The organism is Microbacterium sp. Marseille-Q6648, from assembly GCF_943181415.1.
In the GTDB taxonomy this organism is placed as follows: domain Bacteria; phylum Actinomycetota; class Actinomycetes; order Actinomycetales; family Microbacteriaceae; genus Microbacterium.
Window position 1 is genome coordinate 63,490 of record NZ_CALPBZ010000001.1, and the last position, 16,405, is coordinate 79,894.

A 16,405-nucleotide genomic window follows, 5' to 3' on the forward strand; every position below is an offset into this window, starting at 1 on the left:
TCCCGGGGGCGGGTCCCGGCAACCGCTCGTAGAATGGCACCCATCATGTCGATGCCCTCCAGCACCCCCACGCTCATCTCGCCGTCCGCGGCGGCGACGAGCATCGACGGCCGCGCGCGCACCTACGAAGTCCGCACGTTCGGCTGCCAGATGAATGTCCACGACTCCGAGCGCCTCTCCGGTTCGCTCGAAAGCGCGGGATATGTCCGTGCCGAGAGCGGCGAAGAGGCCGACGTCGTCGTGATCAACACGTGCGCCGTCCGAGACAACGCCGCCGGCAAGCTCTACGGCACCCTCGGACACTTGAAGTCGCGCAAGGACAAGCGCGAGGGGATGCAGATCGCCGTGGGCGGCTGCATGGCCCAGATGGACAAGCAGGCGGTGCTCGACAAGGCCCCCTGGGTCGATGTCGTCTTCGGAACCCACAACATGGGTTCCCTGCCGAGCCTGCTCGAGCGCGCCCGGCACAACGGCGAGGCCGAGCTCGAGATCCTCGAAGCGCTCGAGGTCTTCCCCTCCACGCTCCCGACCAAACGCGACAGCGTCCACAGCGGATGGGTCTCGATCTCGGTCGGGTGCAACAACACCTGCACCTTCTGCATCGTCCCGAGTCTGCGCGGCAAGGAGAAGGACCGCCGTCCCGGCGACATCCTCAGCGAGATCCGCCTGCTCGTGGACGACGGCGCGCTCGAGGTCACCCTCCTCGGCCAGAACGTCAACTCCTACGGTGTGGAATTCGGTGATCGTCAGGCGTTCGGCAAGCTTCTGCGCGCCGCTGGCGAGATCGACGGACTGGAGCGCATCCGTTTCACCAGCCCGCACCCGGCGGCCTTCACCGACGACGTCATCGACGCCATGGCCGACACCCCCGCCGTGATGCCGCAGCTGCACATGCCGCTGCAGTCCGGAAGCGACAGCGTCCTCAAGGCGATGCGCCGCTCGTATCGCAGCGATCGCTTCCTGGGGATCCTCGACCGCGTGCGCGAGCGCATCCCGCACGCCGCCATCTCGACCGACATCATCGTGGGCTTCCCCGGAGAGACGGACGCCGACTTCGAAGACACCCTGCGCGTGGTGGAGCGGGCGCGCTTCGCGAGCGCGTTCACCTTCCAGTACTCCATCCGCGAGGGCACCCCCGCCGCCACCATGCCGGATCAGGTTCCGAAGACGGTCGTCCAGGAGCGCTACGAAAGGCTCGTGGCGTTGCAGGAGCGCATCTCGCTGGAAGAGAACCACGCCCAGCTCGGCCGCGAGGTGCACGTGCTCGTGTCGACCGGCGAGGGCAAGAAGGACGCCGAGACCCGGCGACTGACCGGCCGGGCCGAAGACAACCGCCTCGTGCACTTCGAGGTCCCGGAGAACTCGGCCGTTCCGCGTCCCGGAGACATCGTCTCGGTCGTCGTCACCCACGCCGCGCCCTTCCACCTCCTCGCCGACGCTCCCGCGGGTCGGCCCCTGCGCATCCGCCGGACGAGGTCCGGCGACGCGTGGGATCGGGCTCAGGCGGAGTCCTGCGCGGTCCCCGCGCCCTCCGGCGGAGCGGGTGCTGCGCGCGCGGTGTCGCTCGGGCTCCCGTCGCTCCGCCTCGGCGTGTGACGCACTCCGACCCGGACGCACCTCGCCCGGTCGGCCGGCGGCTGTGGGTCGTGGTCGGCGCCACCGGCACCGGGAAGACGGCGCTCTCGCTCGACCTGGCCGAGGCCCTGGCGTCGCGAGGGATCCTCGCGGAGATCGTCAACGCCGACGCGATGCAGGTGTACCGCGGCATGGACATCGGCACCGCGAAACTCCCCGCGGCCGAGCGTCGCGGCATCCCGCATCATCTCTTCGACGTGCTCGATGTGACGGATGAGGCCGCCGTCGCCTGGTTCCAGGATGCCGCGCGCGGCGCGATCGGCGAGGTGCACGACCGTGGTGCGGACGCCATTCTCGTCGGCGGCTCGGGTCTGTACGTGTCGAGCGTCGCGTACGACTTCCGCTTCCCCCCTCACGACGACGCCCTGCGCGCCGAGCTGGAGGCGGACCTCGAGCGCAACGGCCCGGGGGCCCTGTACGCCCGCCTCCGCGCGGTCGATCCCGCCACGGCTGAGCGTGTGGATCCACGTAACGGCCGACGCATCGTCCGGGCGCTCGAGATCCTCGCGCAGGGGTCCGCGACGCACGGCGCGGCACTGCCGGCGGCCCCGGTCCTGTGGCATGCCGACACACGCATCATCGGGGTTGAGGTGCCCCGCGACCGACTCGTCCCGCGGCTCGACGCGCGGGTGGAGGGCATGTGGCGCGATGGGCTCGTCGATGAGGTGCGAGCTCTGCTGCCACGGGGGCTCGAGCGGGGCGTGACGGCACGGCGCGCCATCGGCTACGCCCAGGCGCTGGCACAGCTCGAAGGCCGGCTCACCGAGGCCGAGGCCGTCGCCGAGACCCAGGCCCTGACGCGTCGCTACGCCCGGCGCCAGGTCTCGTGGTTCCGGCGATACGCCGAGATCCGGTGGGTGGAACCGGGCGCGGATGCCGGGACCCTGGCAGACTCGGCGCCATGACTGTCGAGATCCGACCCTTCCACGTCGCCGAGACCGAGGCCGTCGTCGCACTCTGGCACGCCGTCGGGCTCACCCGCCCCTGGAACAATCCGCACCAGGACATCAGCCGCAAGCTGACGGTGCAGCCCGAGCTCTTCCTCGTCGCCGTCGCCGATGGCGAGATCGTGGGGACGGTGATGGCCGGCTACGACGGGCACCGCGGCTGGCTCTACTACCTCGCGAGCGACCCGTCACGTCGCGGCCAGGGGATCGGGCGGCGCCTCGTCGAGGAGGCCGAGGAGCGGCTGCTCGCGCTCGGCTGCCCGAAGGTGCAGCTCATGGTGAGGCCCGACAACGGCATCGCCCAGGGGTTCTACGAGTCGCTCGACTACGTCCCCTTCGAGGTATGGGCGACCGGGAAGCGGCTGATCGCCGACTGAGGCCGAGGGCTCCTCGCGCCCCGCCCGTAGACTGGGACGATGCCGCAGACGATCGCGTTCACCAAAGGCCACGGCACCGGCAACGACTTCGTGATCATCCCCGATGCGGACGGCGAACTCGACCTGACCGACGACCAGGTGGCGATCCTCTGCGACCGTCGATTCGGCATCGGCGGCGACGGCATCCTGCGCGTCGTCCGCTCGGCGGCGATCGACGAGGGCGCGCACGCGGCCGAGCTCGGCGCGGAGTGGTTCATGGACTACCGCAACGCCGACGGCTCCCGCGCCGAGATGTGCGGGAACGGCGTCCGGGTGTTCGTGCGCTACCTGCTCGAGGCGGGGTGGGCGACGCTCGGCGACGCGCCGCTGGCGATCGGCACGCGCGCCGGCGTCAAGGCGGTCACCTCGAGCGATCTCGGCTTCGAGGTGGACCTCGGCCCGTGGCGGGTGGAGCCGGGCGACGTCCTCGTGCGGGCCAAGGGCATCGGCGCGCCGCGACCGGGGCTGGGCATCGACGTGGGCAACCCGCACGTCGTCGTGGCGCTGCCCGACGAGCGCGAACTCGAGGCGCTCGATCTCACCGCGCTGCCCCAGCTGCATCCCGAGCCGCCCGCCGGCGCGAACGTGGAGTTCGTCGTGCCGAGCGACCCGCTCGTCCGGGACGGCGTCGGGCTGATCCGCATGCGCGTGTTCGAGCGCGGCGTCGGTGAGACGCTGTCGTGCGGCACGGGTGTGGCCGCGGCCGCGCTGGCCGTGCGCGAGTGGGCCGGTGCCGCCGCGCCCGACCGCTGGAGCGTGGACGTCCCGGGTGGCACGCTCGGGGTGCGGATGCCTGAGGTCGACGGCGAGCGCCATGTGCTGCTGTCGGGCCCGGCCACCCTGGTGTACTCGGGGCAGGTCGCCCTCGCCTGATCGGACTCAGGGGAGGGGGATGGCCGCCGTCGGCGGCGTGCCGTGCCTGCGCACTTTGAGAACGCGGAATCCGCGGCCCGTAGCGGCACGGTGCACGCTGTACCCCCGGTCGAACGTCGCGGCGAGCCAGCGCTGCAGGGAGTCCGAGCCGAGGTTTCTCTGGACGACGAGCCACGCGTCTGACCGCTCGTCCAACCGGGGGATCCACTGCTCCATGAGTCCGTGGAGGACGTTCTTGCCGACCCGGATGGGCGGGTTGGACCGGATGGTGCGGAAGACGACGTCCCCGGGAACATCCGACGGGAGCGCGGCGTTGATGTTCTGCAGACCCAGAGCATCGGCGTTGCGGCGCACGAGGTCCAGCGCGCGCTCGTTGACGTCGACGGCCCACACGGTCGCGTGCGGCGCATCCATCGCGAGGGTCAGCGCGATGGGCCCCCACCCGCAGCCGAGGTCCAGCAGGTTGCCGCCCGGTGGCGGGGGAGGGGTGTTGGCCAGCAGAACGGCCGTGCCGTCATCCACGTGCGCCGGACTGAAGACCCCGCCCGCGGTCGTCACCTCGAGGTCGCGGCCGGCGAGGGTCACCCGGATACGACGGAGGTTCTCAGCGCTGGCGGGCGACGCGCTGAAGTAGTGGTCCTCCCCCATGGCTGTCGAGCGTAGCGGAGGACCGCCCGGACCCGGGAGCGTAGAGTTTACGGATGCTTCACCCGGCGCACGCCGGGCGCGGCGCCGGTGAAAGGAACACATGACCGACACGACCACTCCGGGAAGCACCGACGAGACGCCGGTGGACCCGGTGGATCGCGTGCTCTCACGCGCCCAGGCGCGATCGGAACGGCGCGTCAGCACGTTCACCGACCGCGGGTCCGACCGCGGCATGGGCGCGGCGCAGGCGCTGCAGGATGCCGCGACCATCGGTGCCGGCGACTCCGACGGCGAGCAGTGGGACCGTGAGGAGCGAGCGGCGCTGCGCCGCGTTCCCGGGCTCTCCACCGAGCTCGAGGACGTCACCGAGGTCGAGTACCGGCAGCTGCGGCTCGAGAACGTCGTGCTCGTCGGCGTGCACCCCCAGGGTGCGCAGGAGGACGCCGAGAACTCGCTGCGCGAGCTCGCCGCGCTGTCCGAGACCGCAGGAGCGGTGGTGCTCGACGGCGTGCTGCAGCGGCGGCCCCACCCCGACCCCGCCACCTACGTCGGCCGCGGGAAGGCCGAAGAGCTCCGCGACATCGTCGCCGCCGTCGGCGCCGACACCGTCATCGCCGACACCGAGCTGGCCCCCAGCCAGCGCCGTGCTCTGGAGGACGTCGTGAAGGTGAAGGTCATCGACCGCACCACGGTGATCCTCGACATCTTCAGCCAGCACGCCAAGAGCCGCGAGGGCAAGGCCCAGGTCGAGCTCGCGCAGCTGGAGTACCTCCTGCCGCGCCTGCGCGGCTGGGGTGACTCGATGAGCCGTCAGGCCGGTGGCCAGGTCGGTGCGGGCGGCGCGGGAATGGGCTCGCGCGGTCCCGGTGAGACGAAGATCGAGCTGGACCGCCGCCGCATCCGCACCCGCATGGCGCAGCTGCGACGGCAGATCCGCGATTTCGCCCCCGCCCGCGATGCCAAGCGCGCCGAGCGCAAGCGCAACACGATCCCGTCGGTCGCCATCGCCGGTTACACCAACGCGGGCAAGTCCAGCCTGCTGAACCGGCTCACCAGCGCCGGCGTCCTCGTCGAGAACGCTCTGTTCGCCACGCTCGACGCGACGGTGCGGCGCACCGAGACCGAGGACGGCCGCATCTTCACCCTCACCGACACGGTCGGCTTCGTGCGCAACCTCCCGCACCAGCTGGTCGAGGCGTTCCGATCGACGCTCGAAGAGGTCGGCCAGGCCGACGTCATCGTCCACGTGGTCGACGGCTCGCACCCGGATCCCGCTGCGCAGCTGGCCACGGTCCGCGACGTCATCGGCGACGTGGGCGCACGCGACATCCCCGAGATCGTCGTCTTCAACAAGGCCGATCTCGTCGACGACGACACGCGGCTGCTGCTGCGCGGACTCGAGCCGCGTGCGGTGTTCGTGTCGTCGCGCACCGGTGAGGGCGTGGCCGAGCTGAGGGCTGCGGTCGAGGCGGCCCTGCCGATGCCGGCCGTCGAGGTGAACGCACTCGTGCCGTACGAGCGCGGCGACCTCGTCTCCGCGGTGCACGAGCAGGGGATCATCGTCTCGCAGGAGCACGAGGAGACGGGCACCGCCATCCACGCGCACGTGTCGGAGCACCTCGCGGCCCGCCTGGGCGACTACCTCCGCTGACAGAGCGTCGCCGGCTCACTCCAGGTCGAGCGGCGTGATGCCCTCGGGTGCGAACCCCAGCACCTGCCCGAGGAACGACACCTCCGCCTCGAGAGTCGCGACGATCGTCTCGGCTCGCCGGAAGCCGTGCCCCTCGCCCTCGAACGCGAGGTACGCGTGGGGCACCCCGTTGGCCGCGAGCGCGTCGCGCACCGCTTCGGACTGCGATGGCGGCACCACCTCGTCCTCGAGCCCCTGCTCGATGAGCATCGGCGTGGTGAAGCCACTCAGGTGGGACAGCGGCGAGCGCTCCCGGTACGTGGCCTCCGCCTCCGGCAGGGGCCCGACCATCCCGTCGAGGTAGTGGGCTTCGAAATCGTGCGTGTCCTCGGCGAGACGCAGCAGATCGGCCACCCCGTAGCGGCTGATCCCCGCGGCGAAGACATCCGATCGTGACAGCGCGCACAGGACCGTCCACCCGCCGGCCGAACCTCCCGCGATCGCGATGCGTTCCGGATCGGCGGCGCCGTCGGCCGCGAGCCCTCGTGCGGCGGCGACGACGTCGTCGACGTCCACGACCCCCCACTGACCGAGCAGCCGCTCACGGTAGGCGCGGCCGTAGCCGCTGGAGCCGCCGTAGTTGACGTCGAGGACCCCGATTCCGCGGCTGGTGAGGTAGGCGATCTTCGCGGACGGCCCGCCCCCCACATGGCCGGTCGGGCCGCCGTGCACGAACAGCACGTAGGGCGGTCGCTCGTCCGCCGGGCCGACCACGTCGGGGTTGGTCGGGGCGTAGGCGAACGCGTGCACGTCGCCATGCGGGCCGGCGTAGGTGACGGATCGGGGCACCGGCATCCATTCCTCACCCCACGGTGTCTCGTCGCCGCGCACGGCGACCGCATGCTCGGGCGCGTCGACGTCGACCACCCACAGGCCCGAGGGCGCCCACCGGCTCGAGCCTGAGACGAGGACGCGCGTTCCGGCGGTGTCTTCGATGTTGGCGCCCGCCACCACGGGAGTGTTCAGGATGCCGGTCGTGCCGGCGCGCGGGTCGACGACGACGATCTCGTCCGACCCGTCGGTGCGCACCGCGACGACGCGGCCGTCATCGAGCAGCCCATGCCACCGCATGCCGAGCGACCACAGCGGGCCGCCGGTGTCGGCGTCGGCGGGGGCGAGCTCCTCGGACAGGAGGTCGGCGGTGAGGCGGAGCCGGCGCAGATTCCACCGGCCGGTCGGATCGTCGACGTACACGAGATCCTCGGCGTCGAGCCACGTCGGCTGCAACGGGGCGGTGGCGCCCCCGGCCGCGGTCGTCCACTCCGACACCGTCCCGTCGGCGAGCCGGCCGACCCGCAGTTGCGTGCGGTCCCAGGGCATGGCGGGGTGGTCCCACGCGACCCACGCCAGGTGGGAGCCGCCGGGCGAGAGGGCCGGCTGGGCGAGGAAGTCGCTGTCGCCCACGAGGTCACGGACCTCACCGGTGCCGTCCATCGGGATCGAGACGATGTGGCGGCGCGGGCCGCCGTGGCCGGTGTGCACTTCGCGCACCGCGAGGAGCGTGTCCTCCTGGAACACCAGACCGCCGTACCGTGCGGTGGGATCGGCGGGTGTGAGGGCCCGCGGCGCCTCGCCGGGTGTCATCGCCCACACCCGCTGGTCGGTCTTCTCGACGAAGACGAGCTCGCCGCCGGCCGCCGACCACGCGCCGCCGCCGTACTCGTGCACGCGGGAGCGGGCGTTCCACGGCGCCGGCAGCAGCTCGGCTGTCGTTCCGTCGACGCGCCGCCGCCGCACGGTCGTGCGACCGCCTTCGGAGGGGACCGTCTCGCCCCACCAGACCTCGTCCCCGGCGAAGCGGGCGCCCTCGAGGCGCGGCGACGCCTGCGCGACGTCGGCGGCCGAGATCGGCGAGGGCCAGGATCCGTAGGGGAGTGCGATCGGCATGCGTCAACGCTACGCCGCGTCGTCACCATGCGGCATCCCGCGGCATCCCTCGGCATCCCGACGGCTCGCGGGCGGCGCCGGCCGAGGACGCAACAGACCGTCATACGCCTCACCACCCCCGGATGCTCCGTTAGCGTGGAGCCATCGTCGCCCGGTCGTCCCCACGGACGGTCCCCGAACCCTCGGGACCGGGCAGGAGCGACAGCCGAGCCCGGCACCCGCCCGCGATGACACCGCCCTTCCGGCTCGGCCGGGGCGGATCGTCCGCGGCCGCCCGGCCCCCTCGCCCGCTACCGAAGAGCTCGCCATGTCGATCGACCTCACCGCGCCGCCGGTCCCGTTCTCGTTCGAGGTGTACCCGCCTCGCACCGACGCCGCCACCCGCACCCTGCACGAGACGATCGCGCATCTGGCAGCGGCGGGACCGCGCTTCATCTCGGTCACGTACGGCGCCGGCGGCTCGACCGCGGAGCGATCCCTCGACCTCCTCCGGCACATCCTGCGCAACACCGACATCGAGCCCCTCGCCCACCTGACGTGCGTGGGCAGCACCTACGACGACGCCACGGCGCTCATCCGCGAGTTCCTGGATGCGGGAATCACCAGCTTCCTCGCGCTGCGGGGCGACCCGCCCGCGGGGATGGCCGAAGGGGACGCGTTCCTCGGCGACCTGGAATCCGCTGCCCAGCTCGTCCAGCTCATCGACCGTGTGCAGGCGGCCCGGGCTCCGTACACCGAGGCGCCGATCCCGGGAGTCCCGGGAGCCGCGCGGGTCGCGCGGGGGGCGAAGGTCGACATCGCCGTCGCGGCCTTCCCGACCGGACACCCGCGCTCGCGGCATCCGAACGAGCACATCGATGCGCTGCTGGCCAAACAGGCCGCCGGCGCCACCCTCGCCATCACTCAGCTGTTCCTCCACGCCGACGACTACCTCGCCTTCGTGCAGCGCTCGCGCCAGGCGGGGGTGACGATCCCGATCCTGCCGGGCATCATGCCCATCACCTCGCCGCAGCGGCTGCGGCGCGTGCTCGAGCTGACCGGCGAGGCGCTGCCCGGCGAGCTCGCCGTGGCGCTCGAGGTGGAGCCCCGCGCCGACGCCCAGCGCGAGATCGGCCTCGCCCACGCGGCGGGCCTGGCCCGCGAGGTGCTGGAAGGCGGCGCGCCCGGCATCCACCTGTACGCCTTCAACACCCACGACACGGTCCTCGCGGTGCTCCGCGAGGTCGGCATCCTCGACCACCACCTCAGCCAGGAGAACGCACGATGACCGCACCCACGCCCGCCTTCGCCTCCGGCACGATCCTCGGCTACCCCCGCATCGGGCGCCGCCGCGAGCTCAAGCGCGCCGTCGAGGCGCACTGGGCCGGAGCCCTCGACGAGGCGGCGCTGGAGCGGACCGCCGCGCAGCTGCGCCGCGCCACGCGGGACCGACTCGCCACGCGCGGACTCGGGCGCGGCGACTCGTCGATCCCCGAGGCCTTCTCGTACTACGACCAGGTGCTCGACGCCGCCCTCACGGTCGGCGCGCTTCCCGAGCGCTTCGCCCACCTGCGCGAGCCGGACGGGGCCATCGGACTGCGCGCACTGTTCGCGGCGGCCCGCGGCGAGGGCGCCCACGCACCGCTCGAGATGACCAAGTGGTTCGACACCAACTACCACTACCTCGTGCCCGAGATCGGCCCCGAGACCACATTCTCGCTCGCGAGCGACCGGTTCGCACGTCAGGTCGCCGAGGCCGTGGCCGACGGCGTGACGGTGCGTCCCGTGGTCGTCGGCCCGGTCACGCTCCTGGCGCTGGCGAAGGCGACGGATGCCGCACCCGACGGCTTCGACCCCCTGTCGCGACTGGACGACGTCGTCGCGGTATACGCCCGTCTGCTCTCGTCGCTGCGCGCGGCCGGCGCCGAGTGGGTGCAGCTCGACGAACCGGCGCTCGTCAGCGAAAGCCTCCCGGCCGCCCCCGCCGCCCTGGCGGATGCGGCCGAGCGGGCCTACGCGACGCTGACGGCGGGTGAGGACCGTCCTGCCATCCTCGTGGCCGCCGGATACGGTCCGCTCTCGGCCGCGGCCTGGGAGACGCTGTCGCGCTCGGACGTCGAGGGCATCGCGATCGACCTGCACCGCGGCGGAACCCCCGACGCTCACGCCGGCCTGGCCGACAAGGTGCTCGTCGCCGGTGTCGTCGACGGCCGCAACGTGTGGCGCGGCGACCTGCGCGGCGCATGGGAGCGGCTGGACGCCGCACGCGCACTCGGTGCCGCCCATGTGGCAGCCGGCACGTCGACCTCGCTCCAGCACGTTCCCCACGACGTCGACGACGAGCCCGACCTCGATCCGCGCCTGCGCAGCTGGCTCGCGTTCGCCGACCAGAAGGTCGATCAGGTGGTCACGCTCGCCCGCGGTCTGCGCAGCGGCGCCGCCGCGATCGCGGCGGCGCTCGACGCGGCATCCGAGGCGCTCGACGACCGTCGCCGCGCGCCCGGCGTGGCCGACCCGGCCGTGCGCGCGCGGACGGCGGCGCTCTCGACGGCGGACGCCGTCCGCGGCGACGACGCCGAGCGCGCCGCCGCCCAGGACGCAGCGCTGGAGCTGCCCGCGCTTCCGACGACGACGATCGGCTCGTTCCCGCAGACCGGCGAGATCCGTCGCGCCCGGGCTGCGCACGTCCGCGGCGAGATCGACACGGCCGCGTATGAGGGCTTCCTCCGTGACGAGATCCGCCGGGTGATCGCGCTGCAGGAAGAGCTCGGGCTCGACGTCCTCGTCCACGGGGAGCCCGAGCGCAACGACATGGTGCAGTACTTCGCCGAGCACCTCGACGGCTTCGCGGTCACCCGCAACGGGTGGGTGCAGTCGTACGGGTCGCGCGCCACCCGGCCGTCCATCCTGTGGGGCGACGTCTCGCGCCCCGCGCCCATCACCGTCGAGTGGGCGACGTTCGCCCAGTCGCTCACCCCGCGCCCGGTCAAGGGGATGCTGACGGGGCCGGTGACGATCCTGGCGTGGTCGTTCGTGCGCGACGATCAGCCGCTGAGCGCGACCGCCGATCAGGTGGCGCTCGCCCTGCGCGATGAGATCGCCGATCTCGAGGCTGCCGGCATCGGGATCATCCAGGTGGACGAGCCGGCGCTGCGGGAGCTGCTGCCGCTCGCGGTGGCAGACCAGGCGGCGTATCTCGAGTGGTCGGTGACCTCGTTCCGTCTGGCGACGGCGGGTGCCGCGCCGCGCACCCAGATCCACACGCACCTGTGCTACTCGGAGTTCGACGTCGTCATCGACGCCATCGCGGGACTCGACGCCGATGTGACGTCGATCGAGGCGGCCCGCAGCCGCGGCTCGGTGATCACCGACATCGCCGAGTCGGGCTTCGCCCACGGCGTCGGTCCCGGGGTCTACGACATCCACTCCCCGCGTGTGCCGTCCGTCGGCGAGATCACCGCGCTGCTGGAGCGTGCGGCGCGAGAGCTTCCGCTGCGGCAGATCTGGGTGAATCCGGACTGCGGGCTGAAGACACGCGGCTACGACGAGACGGTCGCGTCGCTTCGCAACATGGTCGACGCGGCCGGCTCGGTGCGCGCGTCGGTGTCGGTTCCGGCGTAGCGCTTCGTCCTGGCCGCCACGAGCCCGCCCGCGGCGGCCAGGACGACCCCGATGACCGCGACCGACAGGGCTGAGGCGCGCATCGCCGCGACGACCGTGTCGTAGAGGGCGTCGGTGGCGGCGGGCGGGAGGGCGGCGGCTTCGCTCCGACCCGCCAGTACCGCGTCGCCGACCGACAGCAGCGCCAGGAGGACGAGGGCGCCGAGCGTGGCGGCGATGCCGACGTCGCGCAGGGCGCGGCCGCGCCTGGGGGCGATCGCCACCGCCGCCGCGCCGACAGCCAGCGTGAGGACGGGGAGCCAGAGCCCGGCGGCCACGGCGACGGTGTAGCCGGCGCGGATGGCGGGCAGCGCGTCGGACTGCAGCACGACGATGGATCGATCGGTCGCGGGTATCACGCGGGCGAGGGCGACGCCCTCGCGGACGAGGCGCTCGGTGACCGCCTCGACCACCGGTCCGAGCCGGATGCTGACCGTCCCCTCCTCGTCGATCGCGAGCGCCCCGTCGCCCTCGGCTGTCGCCGTGAGGACGAGGGCCCGGTGACTGGCGACCAGTGCCGCGTTCCACACCCGAGGGAAGGCATCCGACTCGATGCTTCGCGCGACGGCATCCTCGACCATCCGCGTGGCCCCCACCGCGGCGGGCTCGCGGAGCAGGTCCAGCGCCCGGAGAGCCGGCCGGGGAAGGTCCAGCGTCTGCAGCCCGTCGAAGAGGTCGTCGGTCAGGCCCGGGACGTCGGCGGTCTCGAGGATCACCTCCGACGTGCGATCGGCGACGAGTCCGCGCACGTCGGGGTCGTCCGCCAGCGGTGCGAGAGTGGCGACGAACGCGTCTTCGTCCACCAGCTGCACCCGTACCCAGCTCACGGCGATCGACACGGGGACGAGGAGTGCGATCAGGATGACGCAGACCAGGGACGCCACGCGCCGGAACCGGGTCATGCGGGGCTCCTCTCGGCTGCTGGGCCCACCCTAGCCGCACGCGGCGGCGGGCGTCAGACGGCGCGGAGCACGGCGACGACCTTGCCCAGCACGACCGCCTCATCGCCGAGGATCGGCTCGAACGCGGAGTTGCGGGGCAGCAGCCACGTGTGCCCGTCGCGCTGACGGAACGTCTTGACCGTCGCCTCTCCGTCGAGCATCGCGGCGACCACGTCGCCGTTGTCGGCGGTGGCCTGGGAACGCACCACCACCCAGTCGCCGTCGCAGATCGCGGCGTCGATCATCGACTCGCCCGACACCTTCAGCATGAACAGGTCGCCCTTGCCGACGAGCTGGCGGGGGAGGGGGAAGATCTCCTCGACCTGCTGGTCGGCGGTGATGGGAACGCCGGCGGCGATGCGCCCGACGAGGGGCACCAGTGCCGCGTCGCCGACCGACGGAGCGGAGTCGGCCGGGTTCTCGGCGGCCGAACCGGGCAGGTCGATCAGCACTTCCATTGCGCGCGTCTTTCCGGGGTCGCGCCGCAGATAGCCGCTGAGCTCGAGCTGGTTCAGCTGGTGAGTCACGCTCGACAGCGACTTCAAGCCCACGGCGTCCCCGATCTCGCGCATGCTCGGCGGGTAGCCGTGCTTGCCGATGGAGCGCTGGATGACCTCCAGGATCGCCATCTGCTTGTCGCTCAGGCTCTTGCGCCGACGGGTCCGCCCTGTCCCGGTCGCCTCGCTCATGTCGGCTCCTCTCGCCCTGATTCCGTTGCGTCTCTTCGAATGTCGGAGGCCCGTGGTGGGCTGTCGCTATCGAAACGGTATCCGGTTCGCCGGGCGGCACAGGGCAGGACGCTCCGCGTGTCGCTTCGACGGAAGGATCGCCGATTCGTCGCTTGACACCCGATTATATCGAAGATAGCTTCGGAAGAGAGGTTCGCATCCGCCGGTCCCGGCCGATCGACGGATGCGAACTCTTCCCCGTTGGAGGAGAAATGACCGCACTGAGCTTCGACATCCCCCTGACCGACCGCGTGCCCGCGACCCGGCTGCGCCTGACGACGCGCGGACGCCGTGTCCTGGCCGTCCTCGCGGCCGTTCCTGCGGCGACGGTGCTGGCGGGCGCGATCATCGGGGGCGGGTCCGCGTTGGCGGGTCGCGAAGAGGGCGCTCCTGCAGGAACGTTCGCAACGGTGACCGTGGACCCGGGTGATTCGCTGTGGTCGATCGCAGAAGAGGTCGCGCCGGCGGCTGACCCGCGCGACGTCGTGGCCGCGATCTCCAGCCTGAACGCCCTGAACGGCGTCGGGCTGCAGGCGGGGCAGCGGCTCGCGATCCCGGCCGAGTACGCTCCCGCCGGCTGAGCCGCGTCGCGGACGGAAGGCCGGGGCGGCCCTACCATGGTGGGGATGAGCGCTCGACTCGATGACCTCCCTCTTCGCGACGATCTTCGCGGCCGGACCCCGTACGGTGCGCCTCAGGCGTCCCTGCCGGTGGCTCTGAACGTGAACGAGAACACCCACCCCGTTCCGCAGGAGGTCGCCGACGACATCCTCGACGGCATCGCGCGGGCGCTTCGGGACGTGAACCGCTACCCCGATCGCGAGTTCACACCGCTTCGCGAGGCTTTCGCCGAGTACCTCGGCCACGGGCTCTCCCGCGAGCAGATCTGGGCGGCCAACGGCTCGAACGAAGTCCTGCAGCATGTGCTCCAGGCGTTCGCCGGCCCGGGCCGGACGGCGTTCGGCTTCTCTCCGACCTATTCCATGTACCCGCTGCTCACGCGGGGCACTGGCGCAGCGTGGGTCGAGGGGGTGCGCGGGGCCTCCTTCACGCTCGACGCCGACAGCGCCGCCGCGCAGGTGGCGGACGCGCAGCCGGACGTGGTGTTCCTGTGCTCGCCGAACAACCCGACGGGCACCCCCATGCCGCTCGACGTCATCGAGGCGGTGTACGACGCGACGCCCGGCGTCGTGATCGTCGACGAGGCCTACCACGAGTTCGCGCCGCACGAGCAGCAGTCCGCCCTGACTCTCCTGCCCGGCCGTGAGCGACTGGTGGTGTCGCGGACGATGAGCAAGGCGTTCGCGTTCGCCGGGGCTCGGGTCGGGTATCTCGCGGCCGACCCCGCGCTCATCGACGCGCTGCGTCTGGTGCGGCTGCCGTACCACCTCAGCGCGCTCACGCAGGCCGCGGCCGTCGCCGCTCTGGCGCACGCTCCGACGATGCTCGGGATGGTGGATGAGATCGTCGAACAGCGCGACCGGATCTCGGCGACACTCGAAGCGCTGGGGTACGCGCCGTACGAGTCGTGGGCGAACTTCGTCCTGTTCGGCGACGTCGACGACCCGGCCGACACGTGGCGACGACTCTACGACCGGGGTGTGCTCATCCGGGACGTCGGCATCCCTCACCACCTGCGGGTCTCCGCGGGCACCGAGAGCGAGACGACGGCATTCCTCGATGCGCTGGCGTCGATAGACTCGGGCTCATGAACGCAGCGCACCGCACCGCGTCCGTCCGGCGCGCGACGAGCGAGTCGACGGTCGAGCTCGACCTCGATCTGGACGGCACCGGCCGCAGCCGCATCGACACCTCCGTCCCGTTCTTCGACCACCTGCTGACGGCGTTCGCGAAGCACTCGCTGACCGACCTCACGGTGCGGGCCTCGGGCGACACGCACATCGACGCGCACCACACCGTCGAGGACATCTCGATCGTGCTCGGGCAGGCGGTCCGCGAAGCGCTGGGCGACAAGGCGGGCATCTCCCGCTACGGCGACGCGCTGGTGCCCCTCGACGAGGCGCTCGCCCAGGCCGTGGTCGACATCAGCGGGAGGCCGTACCTCGTTCACACCGGCGAACCCGACGGCTTCGAGCACCACCTCATCGGCGGGCACTTCACCGGGAGCCTCGTCCGTCACACGTTCGAGGCGATCTCGTACCAGGCGGCGCTCACCGTCCATGTCCGCGTCCTCGGCGGCCGCGATCCTCACCACATCGCCGAAGCGGAGTACAAGGCGTTCGCCCGCGCGTTCCGTCAGGCGAAGGCCCTCGATCCGCAGGTCGAGGGCATCCCCAGCACGAAGGGCGCTCTGTGACCTCGAAGCCGCTCGTGGCGGTCCTGGACTACGGTTCGGGCAACGTCCACTCCGCGGTGAAGGCCCTCGCCGCCGCGGGGGCCGACGCGCGGCTCACGGCCGATCGCGGGCTCATCATGGACGCGGACGGTCTCGTCGTCCCGGGCGTGGGTGCGTTCCAGGCGGTCATGGCGGCGCTGCGCGCGAGCCGAGGCGACGAGCTGATCGGTCGTCGGCTGGCCGGCGGGCGCCCCGTCCTCGGCATCTGCGTCGGCATGCAGGTGCTGTTCGAGCACGGCGTGGAACGCGGCGTCGACACCGAAGGCCTGGGGGAGTGGCCCGGGGCGGTGACGCAGCTCCAGGCGCCTGTCCTGCCCCATATGGGTTGGAACACCGTCGAGGCAGGCTCCGGTTCGCGACTGTTCGCGGGCCTCGAGGACGAGCGCTTCTACTTCGTCCACTCGTACGGGGCCAGGCAGTGGACCCTCGAGGTCCAGCCGCCTTTCCCCGAGCCGGTGCTGACGTGGTGTCGTTACGGAGAGCCATTCCTCGCCGCGGTCGAGAACGGACCGCTCGCGGCGACGCAGTTCCACCCCGAGAAGTCCGGCGACGCCGGCATCCGACTTCTCTCCAATTGGATCGACGGGCTCAGCGGGGCTACCCTCTGAGTTCGTGCCGTCCCGGGGAGCGTCCGCTCCCGTGATC

At 72.1% G+C, this 16,405-nt stretch carries 15 protein-coding genes; 11 read left to right on the forward strand and 4 right to left on the reverse strand.

Annotation, left to right across the window (positions count from 1 at the left end):
• Positions 1–45 precede the first annotated feature (45 nt).
• Genes miaB through dapF form a run of 4 tightly spaced genes read left to right on the forward strand, consistent with a single transcriptional unit; the run spans position 46 to position 3,871 of the window.
• Positions 46–1,596, forward strand: coding sequence for a tRNA (N6-isopentenyl adenosine(37)-C2)-methylthiotransferase MiaB (gene miaB, locus NFR93_RS00315; RefSeq protein WP_251449262.1), 1,551 nt, complete (start codon positions 46–48; stop codon positions 1,594–1,596).
• Positions 1,593–2,540, forward strand: a complete 948-nt coding sequence (gene miaA, locus NFR93_RS00320) for a tRNA (adenosine(37)-N6)-dimethylallyltransferase MiaA (RefSeq protein WP_251449264.1) — start codon at positions 1,593–1,595, stop codon at positions 2,538–2,540. The genes miaB and miaA overlap by 4 nt, the downstream gene beginning before the upstream one ends.
• A complete protein-coding gene (locus NFR93_RS00325; protein ID WP_251449267.1) occupies positions 2,537–2,959 on the forward strand; it encodes a GNAT family acetyltransferase in 423 nt (140 codons plus the stop codon). The genes miaA and NFR93_RS00325 overlap by 4 nt, the downstream gene beginning before the upstream one ends.
• 39 nt (positions 2,960–2,998) lie before the next feature.
• Entirely contained in the window at positions 2,999–3,871 is an 873-nt protein-coding gene (dapF, locus tag NFR93_RS00330) for a diaminopimelate epimerase (RefSeq protein ID WP_251449269.1), read from the forward strand.
• Positions 3,872–3,877: 6 nt separating this feature from the next.
• Here dapF and NFR93_RS00335 read toward each other — a convergent pair whose 3' ends face one another.
• A complete protein-coding gene (locus NFR93_RS00335; protein WP_251449271.1) occupies positions 3,878–4,519 on the reverse strand; it encodes a class I SAM-dependent methyltransferase in 642 nt (213 codons plus the stop codon).
• A gap of 100 nt (positions 4,520–4,619) precedes the next feature.
• Between NFR93_RS00335 and hflX the strand changes: the two genes are divergently transcribed.
• Positions 4,620–6,170, forward strand: coding sequence for a GTPase HflX (gene hflX, locus NFR93_RS00340; protein ID WP_251449273.1), 1,551 nt, complete (start codon positions 4,620–4,622; stop codon positions 6,168–6,170).
• 15 nt (positions 6,171–6,185) lie between these two features.
• Here hflX and NFR93_RS00345 read toward each other — a convergent pair whose 3' ends face one another.
• Complete coding sequence (locus NFR93_RS00345; RefSeq protein WP_251449275.1) at positions 6,186–8,096, reverse strand: prolyl oligopeptidase family serine peptidase; 1,911 nt, start codon at positions 8,094–8,096, stop codon at positions 6,186–6,188.
• A 307-nt stretch (positions 8,097–8,403) separates the two neighbouring features.
• Between NFR93_RS00345 and NFR93_RS00350 the strand changes: the two genes are divergently transcribed.
• Positions 8,404–9,363 carry a methylenetetrahydrofolate reductase gene (locus tag NFR93_RS00350; protein ID WP_251449277.1) on the forward strand — a complete coding sequence of 320 codons (960 nt, stop codon included), beginning with the start codon at positions 8,404–8,406 and terminating at the stop codon, positions 9,361–9,363.
• Positions 9,360–11,696 carry a 5-methyltetrahydropteroyltriglutamate--homocysteine S-methyltransferase gene (metE, locus tag NFR93_RS00355; RefSeq protein ID WP_251449278.1) on the forward strand — a complete coding sequence of 779 codons (2,337 nt, stop codon included), beginning with the start codon at positions 9,360–9,362 and terminating at the stop codon, positions 11,694–11,696. The genes NFR93_RS00350 and metE overlap by 4 nt, the downstream gene beginning before the upstream one ends.
• Here the strand turns inward: metE and NFR93_RS00360 are convergent.
• Both NFR93_RS00360 and lexA read right to left on the reverse strand, forming a co-directional pair.
• Positions 11,615–12,637, reverse strand: a complete 1,023-nt coding sequence (locus tag NFR93_RS00360; RefSeq protein WP_251449279.1) for a hypothetical protein — start codon at positions 12,635–12,637, stop codon at positions 11,615–11,617. The two genes, metE and NFR93_RS00360, sit on opposite strands and share 82 nt — an antisense overlap.
• A gap of 53 nt (positions 12,638–12,690) precedes the next feature.
• Entirely contained in the window at positions 12,691–13,365 is a 675-nt protein-coding gene (gene lexA, locus NFR93_RS00365; RefSeq protein ID WP_251449280.1) for a transcriptional repressor LexA, read from the reverse strand.
• Positions 13,366–13,616: 251 nt separating this feature from the next.
• Here lexA and NFR93_RS00370 point away from each other — a divergent pair, with 251 nt between their 5' ends.
• From NFR93_RS00370 to hisH, 4 genes are read left to right on the forward strand one after another with little or no spacing between them, the layout of a single operon-like run.
• Positions 13,617–13,985 carry a LysM peptidoglycan-binding domain-containing protein gene (locus NFR93_RS00370; protein WP_251449281.1) on the forward strand — a complete coding sequence of 123 codons (369 nt, stop codon included), beginning with the start codon at positions 13,617–13,619 and terminating at the stop codon, positions 13,983–13,985.
• 45 nt (positions 13,986–14,030) lie between these two features.
• Positions 14,031–15,116 (forward strand): histidinol-phosphate transaminase, encoded by a 1,086-nt coding sequence (locus tag NFR93_RS00375; protein ID WP_251449282.1) that lies wholly within the window; start codon positions 14,031–14,033, stop codon positions 15,114–15,116.
• Complete coding sequence (gene hisB, locus NFR93_RS00380; protein ID WP_251449283.1) at positions 15,113–15,721, forward strand: imidazoleglycerol-phosphate dehydratase HisB; 609 nt, start codon at positions 15,113–15,115, stop codon at positions 15,719–15,721. The genes NFR93_RS00375 and hisB overlap by 4 nt, the downstream gene beginning before the upstream one ends.
• On the forward strand, positions 15,718–16,368 hold the full coding sequence (gene hisH / locus NFR93_RS00385) for an imidazole glycerol phosphate synthase subunit HisH (RefSeq protein WP_251449285.1): 651 nt from the start codon (positions 15,718–15,720) through the stop codon (positions 16,366–16,368). The genes hisB and hisH overlap by 4 nt, the downstream gene beginning before the upstream one ends.
• The last annotated feature ends 37 nt before the right edge of the window (positions 16,369–16,405 follow it).